Here is a 14,811-nt window from a genome sequence, read left to right on the forward strand (position 1 = left end):
TTCTACTTTAATATAACCCCAAAATTCCCCAAAACCTTCTTGATTTCTTGGATACCCTTTGCCCCAAGACCCTCTACATCATCAAGATCCTTTTCTTTCTTTCTGGCAAGACCACCGACGGTTCTGATGTTTGCTCCTGTAAGTGCATTGATTGTTCTTACCGAAAGGTCCAATGTCTCTATTCTAGTTTTTAAGAATTCTGAGTCGACTTCTTTTTCGTCTGTGCTTTCTTCTTTCTTTGTTTCTTCTTTTTCTTCTACTGGTTCTTCAAAACCCACTATGGCTTTGAGTTGTTCTATCATTATGAAGATCGATTTCTCTAAAGTTTCATTTGGCGATATTGAGCCATCTGTTTCCAAAGAAATTTTAAGTTTATTGAAGTCTGTTCTGTCGCCGACACGCATATTCTCAACCTCATAGTTGACTCTCTTTACTGGGGTAAAGATTGCATCCAAAGCAATCATGCCGATATCCACTCTTTCCTTCTGGTGTTCTTCTTTTTGTATAAATCCTAGACCCTTCTGAATTCTCATCTCTATATCAAGGGTTGTAGCTTTATCTGTGATAGAAGCGATGTGTTGCTCCGGGTTTAGTACCTCTACTTGACCAGGGACTTTTATATCGCCGGCAGTAACATCTTTAATGCCTTTTACTTTAAGCTCGATTGTTTGAGGTTCATCTGTGAGCATCTTTATTCTAACCTTCTTTAGGTTTAAAATAATATTTATAACATCTTCTTTGATACCGCTTATCGTTGAAAATTCATGCTGAACACCGTCTATCTTTATAGATGTTATAGCAACACCAGGGATAGAAGAAAGAATAATCCTTCTCAAAGAATTTCCTAGTGTGTGGCCATATCCTGGATAAAGACCGTCTATCTCATAAACACCAGAAAAACCTTCTTCCTTGATTATCTTTGGTTTTGATGGCAATAGTATTTTGTATTGATCAGGCATATTTTTATTTAAATTAATAATTTATAAAAAGTTTTTTAATTATTTTATCTGCTGTAATATTGAAATATGGCCGAAATATCAAACGAGAATTCTGCTGGATTTATCTTTGGAGCACCTTGAACTTTTGCTTCTTTTTTAATTACATCAAGAGCAAGCCACGAAGGAACCCTTGCTTCTTTTAATTTTTCATTTAAATCCTTAAAGATTGGTTTTGCTTTGCTAGATTCTCTGATTGTTATTACATCACCTATCTTTACTTGGAAAGAAGGAATAGAATGTCTCTTGCCGTTTACATCTATATGACCATGGTTAACCATTTGTCTTGAAGCTTGTCTTGTTTTTGCAAATCCAAGTCTATAGACTACATTGTCCAATCTTTTCTCAAGGCTTTGTACTAGAGCTTCATTTATATTTGTTGCTTTTTGACTTCCCGCGTTTTTAACATAGTTTTTGAACTGCCTTTCGCCGATGCCATATGTAAATCTAGCTTTTTGCTTTTCAATAAGTTGCATACCAAAATCCGACTTTGCTCTTCCTTTTGGAGCGAAATCTTTCTTTTGGTTTCTTAGGGCGAATTTCTGGGATTGTGTCTTCTCAAAAATACTTGGCCCTAATCTTCTTGCTATTTTATATCTTGGTCCTGTTATCATAATTTTTTAATTTTAAACTCTTCTTGGTTTCTTTGGCTTTGGTCCATTGTGTGGTACCGGTGTTTCGTCTTTGATATTTGTAATATTGAAACCTTTTGAAATAAAGCCTCTTATAGCGGATTCTCTTCCTGAACCAACTCCTTTTACGATCACATCTATTTCTTTGAGTCCAAGATCGGCTGCTTTTTCACCCAACACTTCTCCGACTTTGGCAGCCGCAAATGGGGTACCCTTCTTTGCACCCTTGAATCCAAGAGCTCCTGCGGAAGATGCCATAAGGGCATTGCCTTTTTTATCAGTCAAAAGAACCATCGTATTATTATACGTAGATTGTATATGCAAAGTACCAGACTCAACTCTTTTCTTTGAGCTTGCCTTTTGCTGTGTTTGCACTTTCTTATCACCAGCTTTTTCGTCTGTTTTTACAATTCTTTTCTTACCCATTGTTCGTTTTGATTATTTAATTATTTTTTATCAGCCGCTTTTCTTCCAGTTCCCATAGTCTTTCTTGTATTACCTCTAAGTGTTCTTGAATTGGTTTTTGTCCTTTGACCTCTTGCTGGGAGCTTTCTTGCGTGTCTTCCACCTCGGTAGCTTTTGATATCTTTGAGTCTCTTTATGTTTGCGCCGACTTCTCTCTTCAAGTCACCTTCAATTTTTAGCTTTTCAATAGATTTCTTTATCTTAGCTTCTTCATCTACTGTGATCTCTGCTGGTTTTTTTTCTGGATCAACGCCGGCTTCTTTCAAGATTATTTTGGCACGTGGTTGAGCGATGCCGTAAAGCACCGTTAGGCCTATTTTTAATCTTTTATTGTCTGGTATTGTTATTCCTACTATACGCATATAAAAATTTATAGAAGTGCTAGAATAGCATTTCTTGATGAAAAAATCAACTACCCTTGTCTTTGCTTGTGTCGAGGGTTCGATGTACAGGTTACATAAACTCGACCCTTTCTTCTAACGGTCTTACATTTTGCACAAATCTTTTTTACTGATGCTTTTACTCTCATTTTTTATTTTGATTAAAATCTCCTTGTTATTCTTCCCTTTCCGCCATATTCGTCGAGTACTACCTCAACTTTATCGCCTATAAGTATTCTGATTCTGTGCATTCTCATCTTGCCGGCTAAATAAGCAAGAACCTCTCCTTTTTCTCCTTCCAAATTTACTTTAAAAAGAGTGTTCGGAAAGGCCTCTATAACCGTACCTATGGCAGAGGGCTTAATTTTTTGATTCTGCATTTTTAATAAACAACGCTTCGTATGATATCAGAAAACAGTTAAGAGTCAAGCCATTAAATGTTAATTACTCGTTGTTATATTTCTGATTGAGTCAAATATCTTTATTTTACTGGCTTTTTCTGGAAAAGTCTGTTTGAACTGTGGTCTTATAGAAGCTTTAATACTTTCAATCGAGTCTTTGAATGTATTATTTACTAATTCATTTATTACATTTTTATTTTGGCCGATAATCATATCTAGAATAGCTGTTGAGTCGTAATTCCACACAATTTCTATCTTCCCTGTAAATTTAAATTTGAGTGATTCTTCCGTCCATGGGCTTGCAGTATTCGATATTATAATTGATGAAATATTTTCTGGAGAAAGGATGCTAACATCTTTATCGTTGAAATCTTTAATTTTATTTTTTGCGAATATTTTTGCGAGCTCCGTCTTATCAAACATAATTGCATTTATTGTACCTGTTTCTGTTATTATATATTTTGCACCACTTTCCTGACTATTATTACCTTCTGTATAATTTATAAAATAATTATCTTTCAAAATTAAGAATTGCTCAGGTTTCTGTATATACAAGTCTTTTAAAAGCCCTGTCTTCAGTGAATCTTTTAACTCATTCCTTCCTGCCATTAGTCTTTCCTCAGAGACTTTTTTCACCTTTCCTATAAAACCACCAGTTATATCAGTGCTAAGTCTTCCATAAAAAGCGGTATATTTTGGACTACCTTTAAATCCTGGAATCTTGAAATCGCCCTTAAGGTCTGAAATCTTCATATTGTATTTGTCTCCTGCTACATCAGCGATGATCTCTACCTCGATACTCCCAGGGACTTTTGTTCCACTTACGATTTTATATCCAGGCACATCTACAGATTCTCTTATCTTGTATATAAGCCCGTTTGTAGTTTCAAGCCGAGTATTGTTTATTAACCTTTGAACAGTCTGGCTATAGTTATTGTATATAATTGCCTTACCCACAGCCTTTCTTTCTACATCTTCCTCCCCATCCGTATCGAGCGTCTTAGATTCTGATTTATTTATTGACATAACCTGAAAATGTAAGCCACTAGTGTTTTGTTTTGATGTTGCTTGATAAGTATCGTCTATGGTTATGGTTTTATTTTTTGGAGTGACAGTGATACTTGCTGTAGAAAAGAATGATGATGCAAGAAAAATAAGTGCCGCTAGAGAGACGGCTGATATTATCCACAAAAATATTTGAGAGTTTTTTGAGATCTTTTCTGGTTCCTCGTTGCTTGTATCTATCTCATTCTTTATTATTGGAGGTAACTTTCTTATGGGAATCTTTGTTTGTTCCTTTTTCTCTGGAATCGGTCTCTCTTCCTTTGTCTTTGCCATAGATGAAAAACGCACACTTCTTGTCCTTATCTTTTTGTCGACTATTATGTCCTGTATCAATTTTTTAGGCATATAAAGGTTTTTGTTTATCCAATTTATCTAACAGAATGATATCCATCTTTATAAATGGTTGTTTCTTGAATATCTTTCCATTTATAATGAAATTATTAAATGTCCCCTCAGAGATTTGTGTAATGCTTGGCTTTTTACCGTATATCCTCACGGGATGGTTGTAGTTTTCTTGCTTGATTCTACCAACGAAAAGATTTAATAGATCGCTATTAGTTATGATGAAAATCTCAAATGGTACGTCTTTTTCAAGGCAAATCTTTGGTATTGATTCGTTGAATTTTTCCACCCACATACTCAGACCATCATCTATAATATTATTGACTTTTCTCTCGGATTCTTCGTCGCACTTACCATGAGATTTAATATTTATAAGTGATTGAATTATTTCCTTTGTCAGACCCTCTTTCTTTGAGACAGATTCTATTATGGCGTCCTCTCCAAATGGAAAAGATGAAATACCATGTATTATGTCTTCTCTTACGACGTAGATATCGGTAATCTTTTTACCAATATCTATATAAATAAAATTGTTTCTATTGGGAAAGAGATCTCTCATAAAAGTAAATGAAGAAAGGGTCTGAGAGTGAGAATGCTGATCAGTTTTTTGGCCAAATTTTTCTTCTATATATGAATTCAGTTTGTTTATAATTTCTTTTGGAATGAATGATGTAAAAAGATGTATCTCAATATCTTTTGTCTTTCTGTCGTAAATCTTATCCACCTTATAACCATTAAGTTTGGCTTGAATTATCTTTTCTTCCAGTAGTTCCCAACTACCGGACCCTTGCGTCTCTTCTATATTTTTCTGCCAATTATTCTCTTGGCTTACCAGAATACGTTTGAGAAAAGCATCATCTATTGTGAATTCCTTATCTTTTGTATATTTTATATCTTTACTTTGAGAAACAACCCATGGTGAGCCAATAAAGAAGAAAAATTGTCCGATTTCTTCTTTAATACCCATTTTCTGAATAATACTATGCATCTCGGTAATCCCTTTATCTAAAGTCTTTAGGAGGGATGCTGTGTATTTTTTATATAAGATGAGTTCTGATTCATCAATCTTGAAATCTTGGCAATATAGTATCTCTGGTTTTTTATTTTTGTAGATTCTTGTGACAGCGGAGGTGAGGGTGAATTCTCTTATATCGAAGACAACAGTCAAAGAAGATTTCTTTTTAAAGAAAGAAAAAAGATTCATGGGTTAATTATAACTCGCAAGAGGAGGAGATGCAATGTTTATAAGCGAACAAGATTCGCTCTCCCCACCCCACTTTCTTCACTAAAAGCTCGCTCAGATATCCAATTTTGAGACCCGCATAATTTTCTGCTGAAAATTTGCTTAAGACTCGCACCGCCGTGCTCCGTAACTCTCAAAATTGAATATCCTCGCTCGCTTACTTGCAGAATGATTTTAGCTTTCCAAAACCGCTTTTATTCTTCTGACACCTGCACTCGAAGCTTCTTCCTTCACGATTTTGAAATGGCCGAGCTCGCCGGTATTTTTGACATGAGGGCCACCGCAGAATTCAGTGCTGAAATCCCCTACTTTATAGACTTTTACAATATCTCCGTATTTTGAAAGATCGAAAGAAAGCGTGGTGACGATTTTCTTTGCTTCTTCTTTAGGTAATTCTTTCATTTCGACAGGGATTTTTTCGGCAATTTTTTGATTTACTAGATTTTCAACTTCTTTCAATTTATCTGTCGGCACTTTTTCCGGCCAATTAAAGTCGAAACGCATCCTCTCGGCGGTGATATTACTTCCTTTTTGCGCGATTTCGCCTTTCAGCACATGTCTCAATGATGCCAAAAGTAAATGTGTCGCTGTATGATATTTCGTTTCCATTTCTCCTGTGCCAGCAAGCCCGCCTTTGAATTTCTGTTCGGAACCAGCTTTTGAGATTTCTTGGTGTTTTTTCATCTCTTCATTAAACTGAAATTCGATTTCTTTAAACTCCCAATCTGGAATTATTCTTCCTTTATTCCTTAATTCTTCAATTGCTAACTCAAATGGGAAACCATTATTCTGGTATAAATCAAAAAAGAATTCACCAGTTAGATTGCACGGCGTAAAACCATCACTTACATCAACAGCAGTTAAAGCCTTTCCTGGTATGTAATTTTGCACTGTGATTTCTGTATTTAAAATCTTTAAGCCTTTTTGAAGAGTCTTCCTAAATTTCTCATCCTCTTTTTTAATCACATCCAAAATCTCCCCTTCCTTTTCTTTAAGATAAGGATAAGCGTAATTCAATTTATCAATCACTATTTTTGCTAGATTCAGAATCTCCTCTTTTGGAATACCTAGTTGATCTATAAATCTTATAGCTCTTCGCATTATTCTTCTCAAAACATATCCTGCCTCGGTATTTGACGGGTTTACTCCGTCGGCGATTATCATAACAGCCGAACGAATATGGTCTGCGACTATTCTCTCCGCTCTTTCGTCTTTTTTCTGCGCTTTATTTCTTATTTCAGTAAGGATTTCTTCAAAGATGTCAGTATCAAAAACTGTAGTCTTTCCTTGCATTACAACAGTAGTCCTTTCGAGTCCCATTCCGGTGTCTACATTTGGTTTTGCGAGTTTTTCGTATTTTCCATCGGCGGCTTTATTGAATTCCATGAAAACATTGTTCCAGATTTCAATGATTCGGCCGGATTTTACTAGGTCGGCAAACTTGCCGTTTATAGCGCCTTCTTCTGGGCGAGTATCATAAAACATTTCCGTGTCTCCACCGCAAGGGCCGACAGATCCTGCAATCCAAAAATTATCTTCTTTTCCGAGAGGAATTATCTTTATGTCCCCTTTTATAATTTCATCTGTACCTGCGACTTCGGCTTTGATATTGAATTTTGAGAAATTTTCTTTCCATATTGAAATAGAGTCTTCATCGCGCGGTATGCCATCTTCACCTTTGAAAACCGTTACATAAAGCCTTTTCGGATCAAGTCCAAGGCCTTCTTCTCTACTCGTGAGAAACTCAAGGCTCCAAGCAATAGATTCTTTTTTAAAATAATCTCCGAGCGACCAATTTCCCATCATTTCAAAAAAAGTAAGATGGCGATTGTCTCCTACCTCGTCTATATCACCTGTGCGAACGCATTTTTGGACATTTACTAGGCGGTTGCCAGCAGGGTGTTTCTGGCCAAGCAAATACGGCACGAGAGGTTGCATACCTGCTGTTGTGAATAGTGAAGAAGGGTCATTTTCAGGGATAAGAGATGCTGAAGGGATTATTTTATGTCCCCTTTTTTCAAAAAATTTTAAATATCTTTGTCGGATATCTGCGGATTTCATTGGTCAAATATAACACATTTAGCGGTTTTTAGAAGAGAGTACTTCCGGATTTTGTCACCTTTTTCTTCTTTTGCTCATTTGAAATATCCATAAGTATCTGACCGGCAACTTTTCTATAAGCACAGAATTCACATTTATCTCCCGCTTTCGGCGGAACATCGGCATCGAGGCATTTTTTCATTTCTATAATAACTTTTTCTATCCAATCGGTATTACCTTTGTAAGGGATAATTGTTACGTCGAATTCTAGCTTACCATCAAAAGCTTTTCTGTCTGTTTTGCCGTTTACATATACGAAATACCCGGTATCAGAGACTTTAAAATTATTTTGCTTGAAAAGCCACTGATATATTTCCATTTGGCGTTTATAACCGTCTTTCCATTCGTCGTCTAAAGTAATCTCCTCATCTTTGCTTGTAGCTTTGTAATCTACTACAATCAACTCACCTGCTTTATTTATCCAAATATCATCTACACCTCCACGTAAAATTAGATTTGTTGGCTTGTGAAGACAAGATATTCCCCTTCGCATAGCATCGCGCCACTCCTCCATACGAGGGTCATCGTATGGCACGGCATCTATGCCATAAGTTTTCATCAGCGGATGCTGGGTTTTAGCAGATCGGTGAATATCAAACTCTTTTTTCATTAGAAGATCTACCGCATTATTTAGTGTAAATGGAAAAGAAGCTGGTCTGCCAACTCCATATCTCTGATCCATGTAAAAACACCTTGGGCACTGTACGAAGAGATCTATTTTAGAACGAGAAAGACGAAAAGGCTCCTTGTCGTTTGGATCATATAAACCTCTTGTCCTTTTCTTGTATTCAAAAGCCATTTATTTTTTTGTCTGGATTCTACAGTGTTTACAAAGCTCCTCTATTTCCAGATTAATATCTCTGATTTTTTTATCGTCAAAATTCAGATCTTTCAAAAGTTGTTCGTCGAGAAGAGACTTTGAAAGGATGATTCCTCGTGCTAAAAACATGTTTTTTTCAGCGGTATTGATCGTTGTAAGCGCGGTAAGCGGAATAAGTTCATGTCTTTCTATCATGTTATGTAGGTTATTATTATAAGGATAATTCCAACCAACAAGCTTAAGCTGGGGTTGGCACTGGTCATATTGAATTGCCATGGAGCTGAATTTGGTATTTGTAACAATCCAGCCCTCTGTAAGCTCACGTTCTTTTCCGCCGAACACATATTTCTGGCCGAAAATATCATCATATCTTGCTTTCACATAGAGAGCTATTTTTAAGTCTGATTTGAGACTAAAATCTGTGTGGAATTTGGCTTCAGTCATAATAAGCTCACCCTCCTTCCATGCCACAATATCTATCTCATGTTCAACACACTTTCCCTTAACAATCCTATTTGTTTCTGTCTCATATCCCTCGGCTTTGAATATCTCGGCAATGAATTTTTCAAACGGAAAACCTGTTGGGCCGAGTTGTGCCACGGCTTTTTTGAGAGAATATCGGAGTGCTGTCGGTCTATGTGTTTTTTTTAAAAAAGAATAGGCCTTTTTATAAATCTCGGCGGTCGTCATGCCGTCTTTTATTTCTGTGCCGATATCGGATATTATTTTTCTTACAATTCCATCATCTGCTCCAGATTTTCTAAGAGAAGTTTCGAGTTTTTTATAATCAAAAAGCTCTTTTTCGCCATTTGATTTTACGATGTATATTTCGGGCATGACCTTATGATAACATAAAATAGCTTTAAGATACTAGCGGATTATCCCTCCTCCGAGACACACTTCCCCATCATAAATCACGGCAGATTGCCCCGGCGTAATAGCTTTTTGGGGATTGGTAAAATACAATTCAAAACCTTCACCACTCTTGACTATCCTGCATTCCTCCAACGGCTGCCTGTATCTTATTCTTGCTGAATATATTTTTGATAAGTCTGGTGCCTTTTCGTAAATCCAATTTACATTTTTTATATGAACAATTTTTGACTCTTTTTCTTTTATCTTATTCTTATCTTGGGAAACTAGTATCGTATTTTTTTCAATATTTTTATCTACTATATAATATGGCGAATCATTTGGAGTTTTCTCTGTAATTTTGAAACCATGTCTTTGGCCGATAGTTAGGAAAAAGGCTCCATCATGTTCTCCGATTATCTTCCCCGATTCATTTAAGACTTCCCCACTCTTTTCTTTTATATAATTTTTCAAAAATTCTTTTATATCTATTTCGCCCAAGAAACACACACCCTGACTATCTTTTTTGTCTGAAGTTGAAAGCCCTAGCCTTTTCGCAATTTCTCTTACTTCCGGCTTTTCAATATCTCCAACAGGAAAAAGTGTCTTGGAAAGCTGTTTTTGCGTAAGTGTCCAAAGAAAATACGACTGATCTTTATTCTTATCATTCCCTGCGAGTAGTAATGTCCTATCAAAGGATTCATCTTTGGAGACTTCGCAGGCCGAGTGGGCAGGGTGTCTGCTTTCTGAAGCAGACGAGCGAGGCCGAGACTTGAGGGTGGCTTCCCGCTGGGGAGCCAACCCGTGCTCCAAGGATGAGTCCTTTGGTAGGACATATTTAGTTTTTGCATAATGCCCTGTCGCCACAAAATCCGTCCCTTGCTCCATAGCCCAATCAAAGAAAGCACCAAATTTTACATATTTATTGCACATTACATCCGGGTTTGGCGTCCTACCGGTTTTGTATTCAGCTATCATATAGTCGGCCACATCTCTTTTATATTCTTTTTCAAGATCAAGCGTGACAAAAGGAATATCAAGTTTTGCACAAACTCTCATGGCATCAAGTCTATCTTCTCGCCAAGTACATTCTACAAAATCCGGATGCCATGTCTTTATAAAGACTCCCGTGACATCATATCCTGCTTTTTTGAGTAGCCCGGCAGAGACAGAAGAATCTACACCTCCAGATATTCCCACATATACTTTTTTAATATCTCTTTTCACTATGTAAGTTTTATCACAACAGCTGTTCTTTCCGTTCCGTAATCATTCTGATTTTGTTTGCTTAATATATCATCTATTCTCTCAAATTCACTTTGCATTTCGCCCATATTACTCTTTTTAAAGATATTTATGAAAGCTTCATTATTAAAATGCTTTTCATAACCATCAGTAAACAGTATCAATAAGTCATCCTTTTTATATTCCATTTCGTATACTTGAACAAATTCAGTTAAATCATCGAGCAAACCCATGTAATTATATTTTTTATTCGGTTCATTTATTTGTCGCCAACTATGAAATTCTGGTGTCTTAAAAACGATTTCTTTATTTCTAATTAAGGCGAATCCCGAGTCTATGAAGCGCCCACCGATTATCGTATTTCTTTTTTTAACAACCACAGCAGCAGTAGTACCGAATTCATGTTTGACAGAGTTCCCTCTATAATATTTCTTGATATTGTCTAGGGCAAAATTAAAAGTCGAAATTATATCTGTACTAGAAATATTTGGGTAGGCTTTTTCGAGATATTTAATTGATTTATCACAAAATATATTAGCTACAATTCTAGGTGGTGTCGGAGCTGTTTTGTCTTCGTAATCTGGTTTACCATCTTTGGTCATGGTTATTCCATCTGCGATAGAATAGATAGGAAATTTATTACTCAATAAATAAGCATCCTCTGCTCTCCAACATAGTTCGTCAGATATATGAGTGACACAAAAATAATTATTATTCTGGCTTGTCATATCTTAAACTCTATGACATCCCCATCTTTTACAATATATTCCTTCCCTTCCGTGCGGATAAGACCTTTTTCACGAGCACTTCCGTGTGAGCCAGCATTTAGTAAATCTTGCCAGAAAATCACTTCTGCACGGACAAATTTATCTTTGAAATCTTGGTGAATCGCTGTACCGGCAAGGGGTGCCGTCCAGCCCTTTTTGATAGTCCAAGCGCGAGTTTCGTCTTCTCCTGTTGTAAAATATGTCAGCAAACCGAGCAAATCATAGCCAGCTTTTATAAGACTATCTATACCATCGTCTTTTACACCAAGTCCTTCTCTCAATTCTTTTTTATCAGCACCTTCTAGATCTTTGAGTTCTTGTTCAATACCTGCATCTACTATTACATATTTTGAATTTGTCTCTCTAAAAAACCTCATTAATGCCGTCCAGCGAGGGTCTTCAATCTCACTTGCCCCGAGATCAATTCCTATTGATTTTTCGGGGTCGAGATTTTTCCCCCCAGCTTTTTTATTCAAAATATACAAAATCGGCTTCATTGTGAGAAGACAAAGTTTTTTGACTTCTACAATTTCCTTTTCACTTGCCCCGTCAAATTGATTTTTTATTTGACTGGGGTCAAAGGCTGTACTTGCCAACCTTCCTGCTTCCAAAACAACTTTCAATTTCTCCAATGCACCATTTTCTATTACCGCTTCTTTATTTCCCCTTTTTATATCACTTCCGATACTACCGAGCCTTTTCGTGACTGTTTGAAGGTCTGCGAGAATAAGCTCAAGATTTATCGTCTCAATATCCGAAAGTGGTTCTATTTTATTTGCAACATGGATAATATTGTCATCTTCGAAAATACGCACGACTTCAGCGATAGCATCCGTCTCGCGAATGTTTGTAAGAAATTTATTGCCAAGCCCTTCACCCGCCGAAGCGCCTTTTACAAGCCCTGCAATATCTACAAACTCAACTGCAGCAGGAATTGTCTTTGCTGATTTTGAGAAAGTAGAGAGCTTGCCGAGCCTTTCATCCGGCACAGCAACAACACCGACAGATGGATCTATCGTACAAAAAGGATAATTTTCACACGCCACCGCCTTTTTTGTCAGCGCATTGAAAAGTGTACTTTTCCCGACATTTGGCAAACCTACTATTCCTATTGATAATGACATATTTATTTATTTATTAATTATTCTTACGATTCCTTTATCCGCATCGACTTCTATTAAATCACCGTCTTTAAAAACTTGTGTGGCGATTTTGGTACCTATTATACAAGGTTTCTTTAATTCGCGAGCCACTATTGCCGCATGGCAAGTAATGCCACCCTCATCTGTGACAAAGCCGGCAGCCTTGAGCATGGCCGGAAGAAAATCTGGAGTAGTCATTGGTGATACAATAATTTCATCTTTTTGAATATCTTTTACTTGGTCTCTACGTCGAAGGATTCTGACCTTACCCTGCACTATACCCTTAAAAGCGACTTGACCTTTTACATGCTTAATATTTTCTGTTATACGTTCAATATTTAATTTACATTGTTTATACTTTTTTGAAAATTCTTCTTGGCTACCGACGAAAAGAATGTCCCCATCAATTAGTGAAGAGTTATTCATACGTTTAATAAGCTCGTCTTCAGATGGTAAAGATTCAATCTCTTCAGATAGAATAACGTTTGTATATTTAGCTATTTTGGGGAATAGTTCACGAATCGTATTACCTATATAGATATCGTTAGACGCAAAGAAAGTGTCATCTTTCCTTATGTCTAGGATCTCATCTGTAATACGTTTTGGCGTTTTCTCATTTGTCACGGTGTAGTACCACAAATTAAAATTGAACATTAATTCTTGTAAGAGAATCAGATATTCCCTAAACTCCTTTATGTCTTTTGCCGATTTATTTTGCCAATATTCTTTTATAATCGATAATTGGGCTCGATATTCATTAAGAGACGTCTTTAGAAGATCAGGATTACCTAGATTCTGCTCAAGTAGTTTATCCTTAAGCCACTGTGTCGCAAACTGATTATCCCAAACCTCTACTACACCATCAATCATGTGGTGAATAATTATTGGTAAGAATGGATTCTGCCAGCCAAGTTTTTCTTTGATTCCTCTCGAGAGTTGTTGTGCCCAAATCTGTTGAATAAGGATCGTTGTATCTCTAGTGTAGCTTTTTTCAAATATATATTTATTCATATACTATTTTATAATCTTAACCACCCCCTTATCCGCATCGACTTCTATTAAATCACCGTCCTCAAATATACTTGTAGCATGTTTTGTACCGACAATACAAGGTCTTTTCAACTCTCTAGATATAATAGCCGCGTGAGATGTTAGACCTCCTTCGTCTGTCACTATTGCAGAAGCGAGGCTCATTATTGGTAAAAATTCTGGGCGAGTACTTGTTGTTATAAGAATTTCCCCCTTTTGAAATTTTCCGAATTGGTGTTCTTTCAATACAATTTTTGCGATGCCTTGCACGACACCCTTACAGGCGACTGTGCCTTTCGCGATTTTATTTTTGTCTTTTGACGTCATCCCTTCTATCACTTCCAGGGCGTTATCTTCTGTAAGTAATTTGGGAGGATTGTACTGTGGCGATATTAGAAAGACACTTTGTCTCTTACGTTTCAAGATAAAATCATTATCTTTTTTAAGTAATTCAATTTCCTCTGGTCTTGCCCAAATAAGATCATTGTAAGAGACCCCCTCTGTTTTTGATGCTTCGTGTATTATCGTGCTATAACAAACACTCATCATTTGCATATATACTTTCCTCTCTTCTCTCCACAGAGTGAAAATCTGAAGAAGATGAATAAGATTTTGCGTTTTTTCACTGAGTTTTGGGAGAAGCATTTGTTGTTCAGCTTCTCTCTTCAAATAATCTGTTGGAACCGGTTTAGGTAAGAAGTCTGCCCCTAGCATCTTTTCTGTAAGAACTTCTCCGCCAATCCAACTTCCTTTATAGTACCAATATTTTTTGATATATTCTTGTTTCGTCATCTTCCCTTGAAGAACTAATTCAAAATCAATCGCCGCTTTCTGTGTCCTAGTCGGCTCTATCGTCGCAATCAACCCATGAATATGCTCTTTATCTATCCCAACTTTTTCTAACTCTTCGGAGATTTGCTTATCGATTTCTTCAGCGAAAGGATCTAGAGATTCAACAAAGTAAGACTCCATCCAAAACTCTGCAGCAAGGGTATCTACTTCTTTCCACATCTCTTTCCAGTCTTTTATTGGCTTATTTGTAATATTAAATAAATAATTCTCTTTTTTCTGCCATTTCTCTTTCCAAGATATGAATCTTTTTGTTACAAATTCTTTTGAAACGCTTACCCAATATTTCATAAGTCCTTCGCTTGCACGCTTTTCAATAAACCATCTAGAAACCCCATTATTGTTTATGACGACGAGTAATGCTTTTGTAACGAGGATTACTCCTATGGAGCAGGAATAATAAAACAATGGTGCTGATTCAGCCGATCCTGTTAGGAAAAAGTCTTCTTTTTTAAATTTCCATCTATCCATATTTATTTCGTTA

General features: G+C 36.5%; 16 protein-coding genes. All 16 read right to left on the bottom strand.

Annotated elements, in window-relative coordinates; translation table 11 throughout:
- Window positions 1-2 precede the first annotated feature (2 nt).
- A complete protein-coding gene (locus WC631_00705) occupies window positions 3-959 on the bottom strand; it encodes a DNA-directed RNA polymerase subunit alpha (protein ID MFA6226995.1) in 957 nt (318 codons plus the stop codon).
- A 44-nt stretch (window positions 960-1,003) separates the two neighbouring features.
- The gene (gene rpsD, locus WC631_00710) at window positions 1,004-1,609 is read right to left on the bottom strand and encodes a 30S ribosomal protein S4 (GenBank protein MFA6226996.1); all 606 of its coding nucleotides are present in this window, start codon (window positions 1,607-1,609) and stop codon (window positions 1,004-1,006) included.
- 12 nt (window positions 1,610-1,621) lie between these two features.
- Entirely contained in the window at window positions 1,622-2,053 is a 432-nt protein-coding gene (gene rpsK, locus WC631_00715) for a 30S ribosomal protein S11 (GenBank protein ID MFA6226997.1), read from the bottom strand.
- A gap of 20 nt (window positions 2,054-2,073) precedes the next feature.
- Window positions 2,074-2,454, bottom strand: coding sequence for a 30S ribosomal protein S13 (gene rpsM / locus WC631_00720; GenBank protein MFA6226998.1), 381 nt, complete (start codon window positions 2,452-2,454; stop codon window positions 2,074-2,076).
- Between the two features lie 50 nt (window positions 2,455-2,504).
- Entirely contained in the window at window positions 2,505-2,621 is a 117-nt protein-coding gene (gene rpmJ / locus WC631_00725) for a 50S ribosomal protein L36 (protein ID MFA6226999.1), read from the bottom strand.
- Window positions 2,622-2,633: 12 nt separating this feature from the next.
- On the bottom strand, window positions 2,634-2,852 hold the full coding sequence (gene infA / locus WC631_00730; GenBank protein ID MFA6227000.1) for a translation initiation factor IF-1: 219 nt from the start codon (window positions 2,850-2,852) through the stop codon (window positions 2,634-2,636).
- A gap of 60 nt (window positions 2,853-2,912) precedes the next feature.
- A complete protein-coding gene (locus WC631_00735) occupies window positions 2,913-4,283 on the bottom strand; it encodes a hypothetical protein (GenBank protein MFA6227001.1) in 1,371 nt (456 codons plus the stop codon).
- Window positions 4,276-5,484 carry a hypothetical protein gene (locus WC631_00740; protein ID MFA6227002.1) on the bottom strand — a complete coding sequence of 403 codons (1,209 nt, stop codon included), beginning with the start codon at window positions 5,482-5,484 and terminating at the stop codon, window positions 4,276-4,278. The genes WC631_00735 and WC631_00740 overlap by 8 nt, the downstream gene beginning before the upstream one ends.
- 213 nt (window positions 5,485-5,697) lie before the next feature.
- A complete protein-coding gene (locus tag WC631_00745) occupies window positions 5,698-7,584 on the bottom strand; it encodes an alanine--tRNA ligase (protein ID MFA6227003.1) in 1,887 nt (628 codons plus the stop codon).
- Window positions 7,585-7,612: 28 nt separating this feature from the next.
- Window positions 7,613-8,422, bottom strand: coding sequence for a PD-(D/E)XK nuclease family protein (locus WC631_00750; protein MFA6227004.1), 810 nt, complete (start codon window positions 8,420-8,422; stop codon window positions 7,613-7,615).
- Entirely contained in the window at window positions 8,423-9,280 is an 858-nt protein-coding gene (locus tag WC631_00755; GenBank protein ID MFA6227005.1) for an ATP cone domain-containing protein, read from the bottom strand. It abuts the gene before it with no gap.
- Between the two features lie 33 nt (window positions 9,281-9,313).
- Entirely contained in the window at window positions 9,314-10,522 is a 1,209-nt protein-coding gene (gene mnmA / locus WC631_00760) for a tRNA 2-thiouridine(34) synthase MnmA (GenBank protein MFA6227006.1), read from the bottom strand.
- Window positions 10,522-11,268 carry a hypothetical protein gene (locus WC631_00765; protein MFA6227007.1) on the bottom strand — a complete coding sequence of 249 codons (747 nt, stop codon included), beginning with the start codon at window positions 11,266-11,268 and terminating at the stop codon, window positions 10,522-10,524. The genes mnmA and WC631_00765 overlap by 1 nt, the downstream gene beginning before the upstream one ends.
- Window positions 11,265-12,431 carry a redox-regulated ATPase YchF gene (gene ychF, locus WC631_00770; GenBank protein ID MFA6227008.1) on the bottom strand — a complete coding sequence of 389 codons (1,167 nt, stop codon included), beginning with the start codon at window positions 12,429-12,431 and terminating at the stop codon, window positions 11,265-11,267. Before ychF ends, WC631_00765 begins: the two co-directional genes overlap by 4 nt.
- Window positions 12,432-12,437: 6 nt before the next feature.
- Window positions 12,438-13,460 carry a PEP-utilizing enzyme gene (locus tag WC631_00775; GenBank protein ID MFA6227009.1) on the bottom strand — a complete coding sequence of 341 codons (1,023 nt, stop codon included), beginning with the start codon at window positions 13,458-13,460 and terminating at the stop codon, window positions 12,438-12,440.
- Window positions 13,461-13,463: 3 nt separating this feature from the next.
- On the bottom strand, window positions 13,464-14,798 hold the full coding sequence (locus tag WC631_00780; GenBank protein MFA6227010.1) for a PEP-utilizing enzyme: 1,335 nt from the start codon (window positions 14,796-14,798) through the stop codon (window positions 13,464-13,466).
- Window positions 14,799-14,811 lie beyond the last annotated feature (13 nt).

It is taken from the genome of Candidatus Paceibacterota bacterium (assembly GCA_041663045.1).
Classification (GTDB): Bacteria; Patescibacteriota; Minisyncoccia; order Phycocordibacterales; family GWA1-40-21; genus Bog-1340.

What these genes read in the sequence shown, in the direction of transcription:
- WC631_00705 (MFA6226995.1), bottom strand. Translation starts at nt 959, where the DNA reads ATGCCTGATCAATACAAAATACTATTGCCATCAAAACCAAAGATAATC.
- rpsD (MFA6226996.1), bottom strand. Translation starts at nt 1,609, where the DNA reads ATGATAACAGGACCAAGATATAAAATAGCAAGAAGATTAGGGCCAAGT.
- rpsK (MFA6226997.1), bottom strand. Translation starts at nt 2,053, where the DNA reads ATGGGTAAGAAAAGAATTGTAAAAACAGACGAAAAAGCTGGTGATAAG.
- rpsM (MFA6226998.1), bottom strand. Translation starts at nt 2,454, where the DNA reads ATGCGTATAGTAGGAATAACAATACCAGACAATAAAAGATTAAAAATA.
- rpmJ (MFA6226999.1), bottom strand. Translation starts at nt 2,621, where the DNA reads ATGAGAGTAAAAGCATCAGTAAAAAAGATTTGTGCAAAATGTAAGACC.
- infA (MFA6227000.1), bottom strand. Translation starts at nt 2,852, where the DNA reads ATGCAGAATCAAAAAATTAAGCCCTCTGCCATAGGTACGGTTATAGAG.
- WC631_00735 (MFA6227001.1), bottom strand. Translation starts at nt 4,283, where the DNA reads ATGCCTAAAAAATTGATACAGGACATAATAGTCGACAAAAAGATAAGG.
- WC631_00740 (MFA6227002.1), bottom strand. Translation starts at nt 5,484, where the DNA reads ATGAATCTTTTTTCTTTCTTTAAAAAGAAATCTTCTTTGACTGTTGTC.
- WC631_00745 (MFA6227003.1), bottom strand. Translation starts at nt 7,584, where the DNA reads ATGAAATCCGCAGATATCCGACAAAGATATTTAAAATTTTTTGAAAAA.
- WC631_00750 (MFA6227004.1), bottom strand. Translation starts at nt 8,422, where the DNA reads ATGGCTTTTGAATACAAGAAAAGGACAAGAGGTTTATATGATCCAAAC.
- WC631_00755 (MFA6227005.1), bottom strand. Translation starts at nt 9,280, where the DNA reads ATGCCCGAAATATACATCGTAAAATCAAATGGCGAAAAAGAGCTTTTT.
- WC631_00765 (MFA6227007.1), bottom strand. Translation starts at nt 11,268, where the DNA reads ATGACAAGCCAGAATAATAATTATTTTTGTGTCACTCATATATCTGAC.
- ychF (MFA6227008.1), bottom strand. Translation starts at nt 12,431, where the DNA reads ATGTCATTATCAATAGGAATAGTAGGTTTGCCAAATGTCGGGAAAAGT.
- WC631_00775 (MFA6227009.1), bottom strand. Translation starts at nt 13,460, where the DNA reads ATGAATAAATATATATTTGAAAAAAGCTACACTAGAGATACAACGATC.
- WC631_00780 (MFA6227010.1), bottom strand. Translation starts at nt 14,798, where the DNA reads ATGGATAGATGGAAATTTAAAAAAGAAGACTTTTTCCTAACAGGATCG.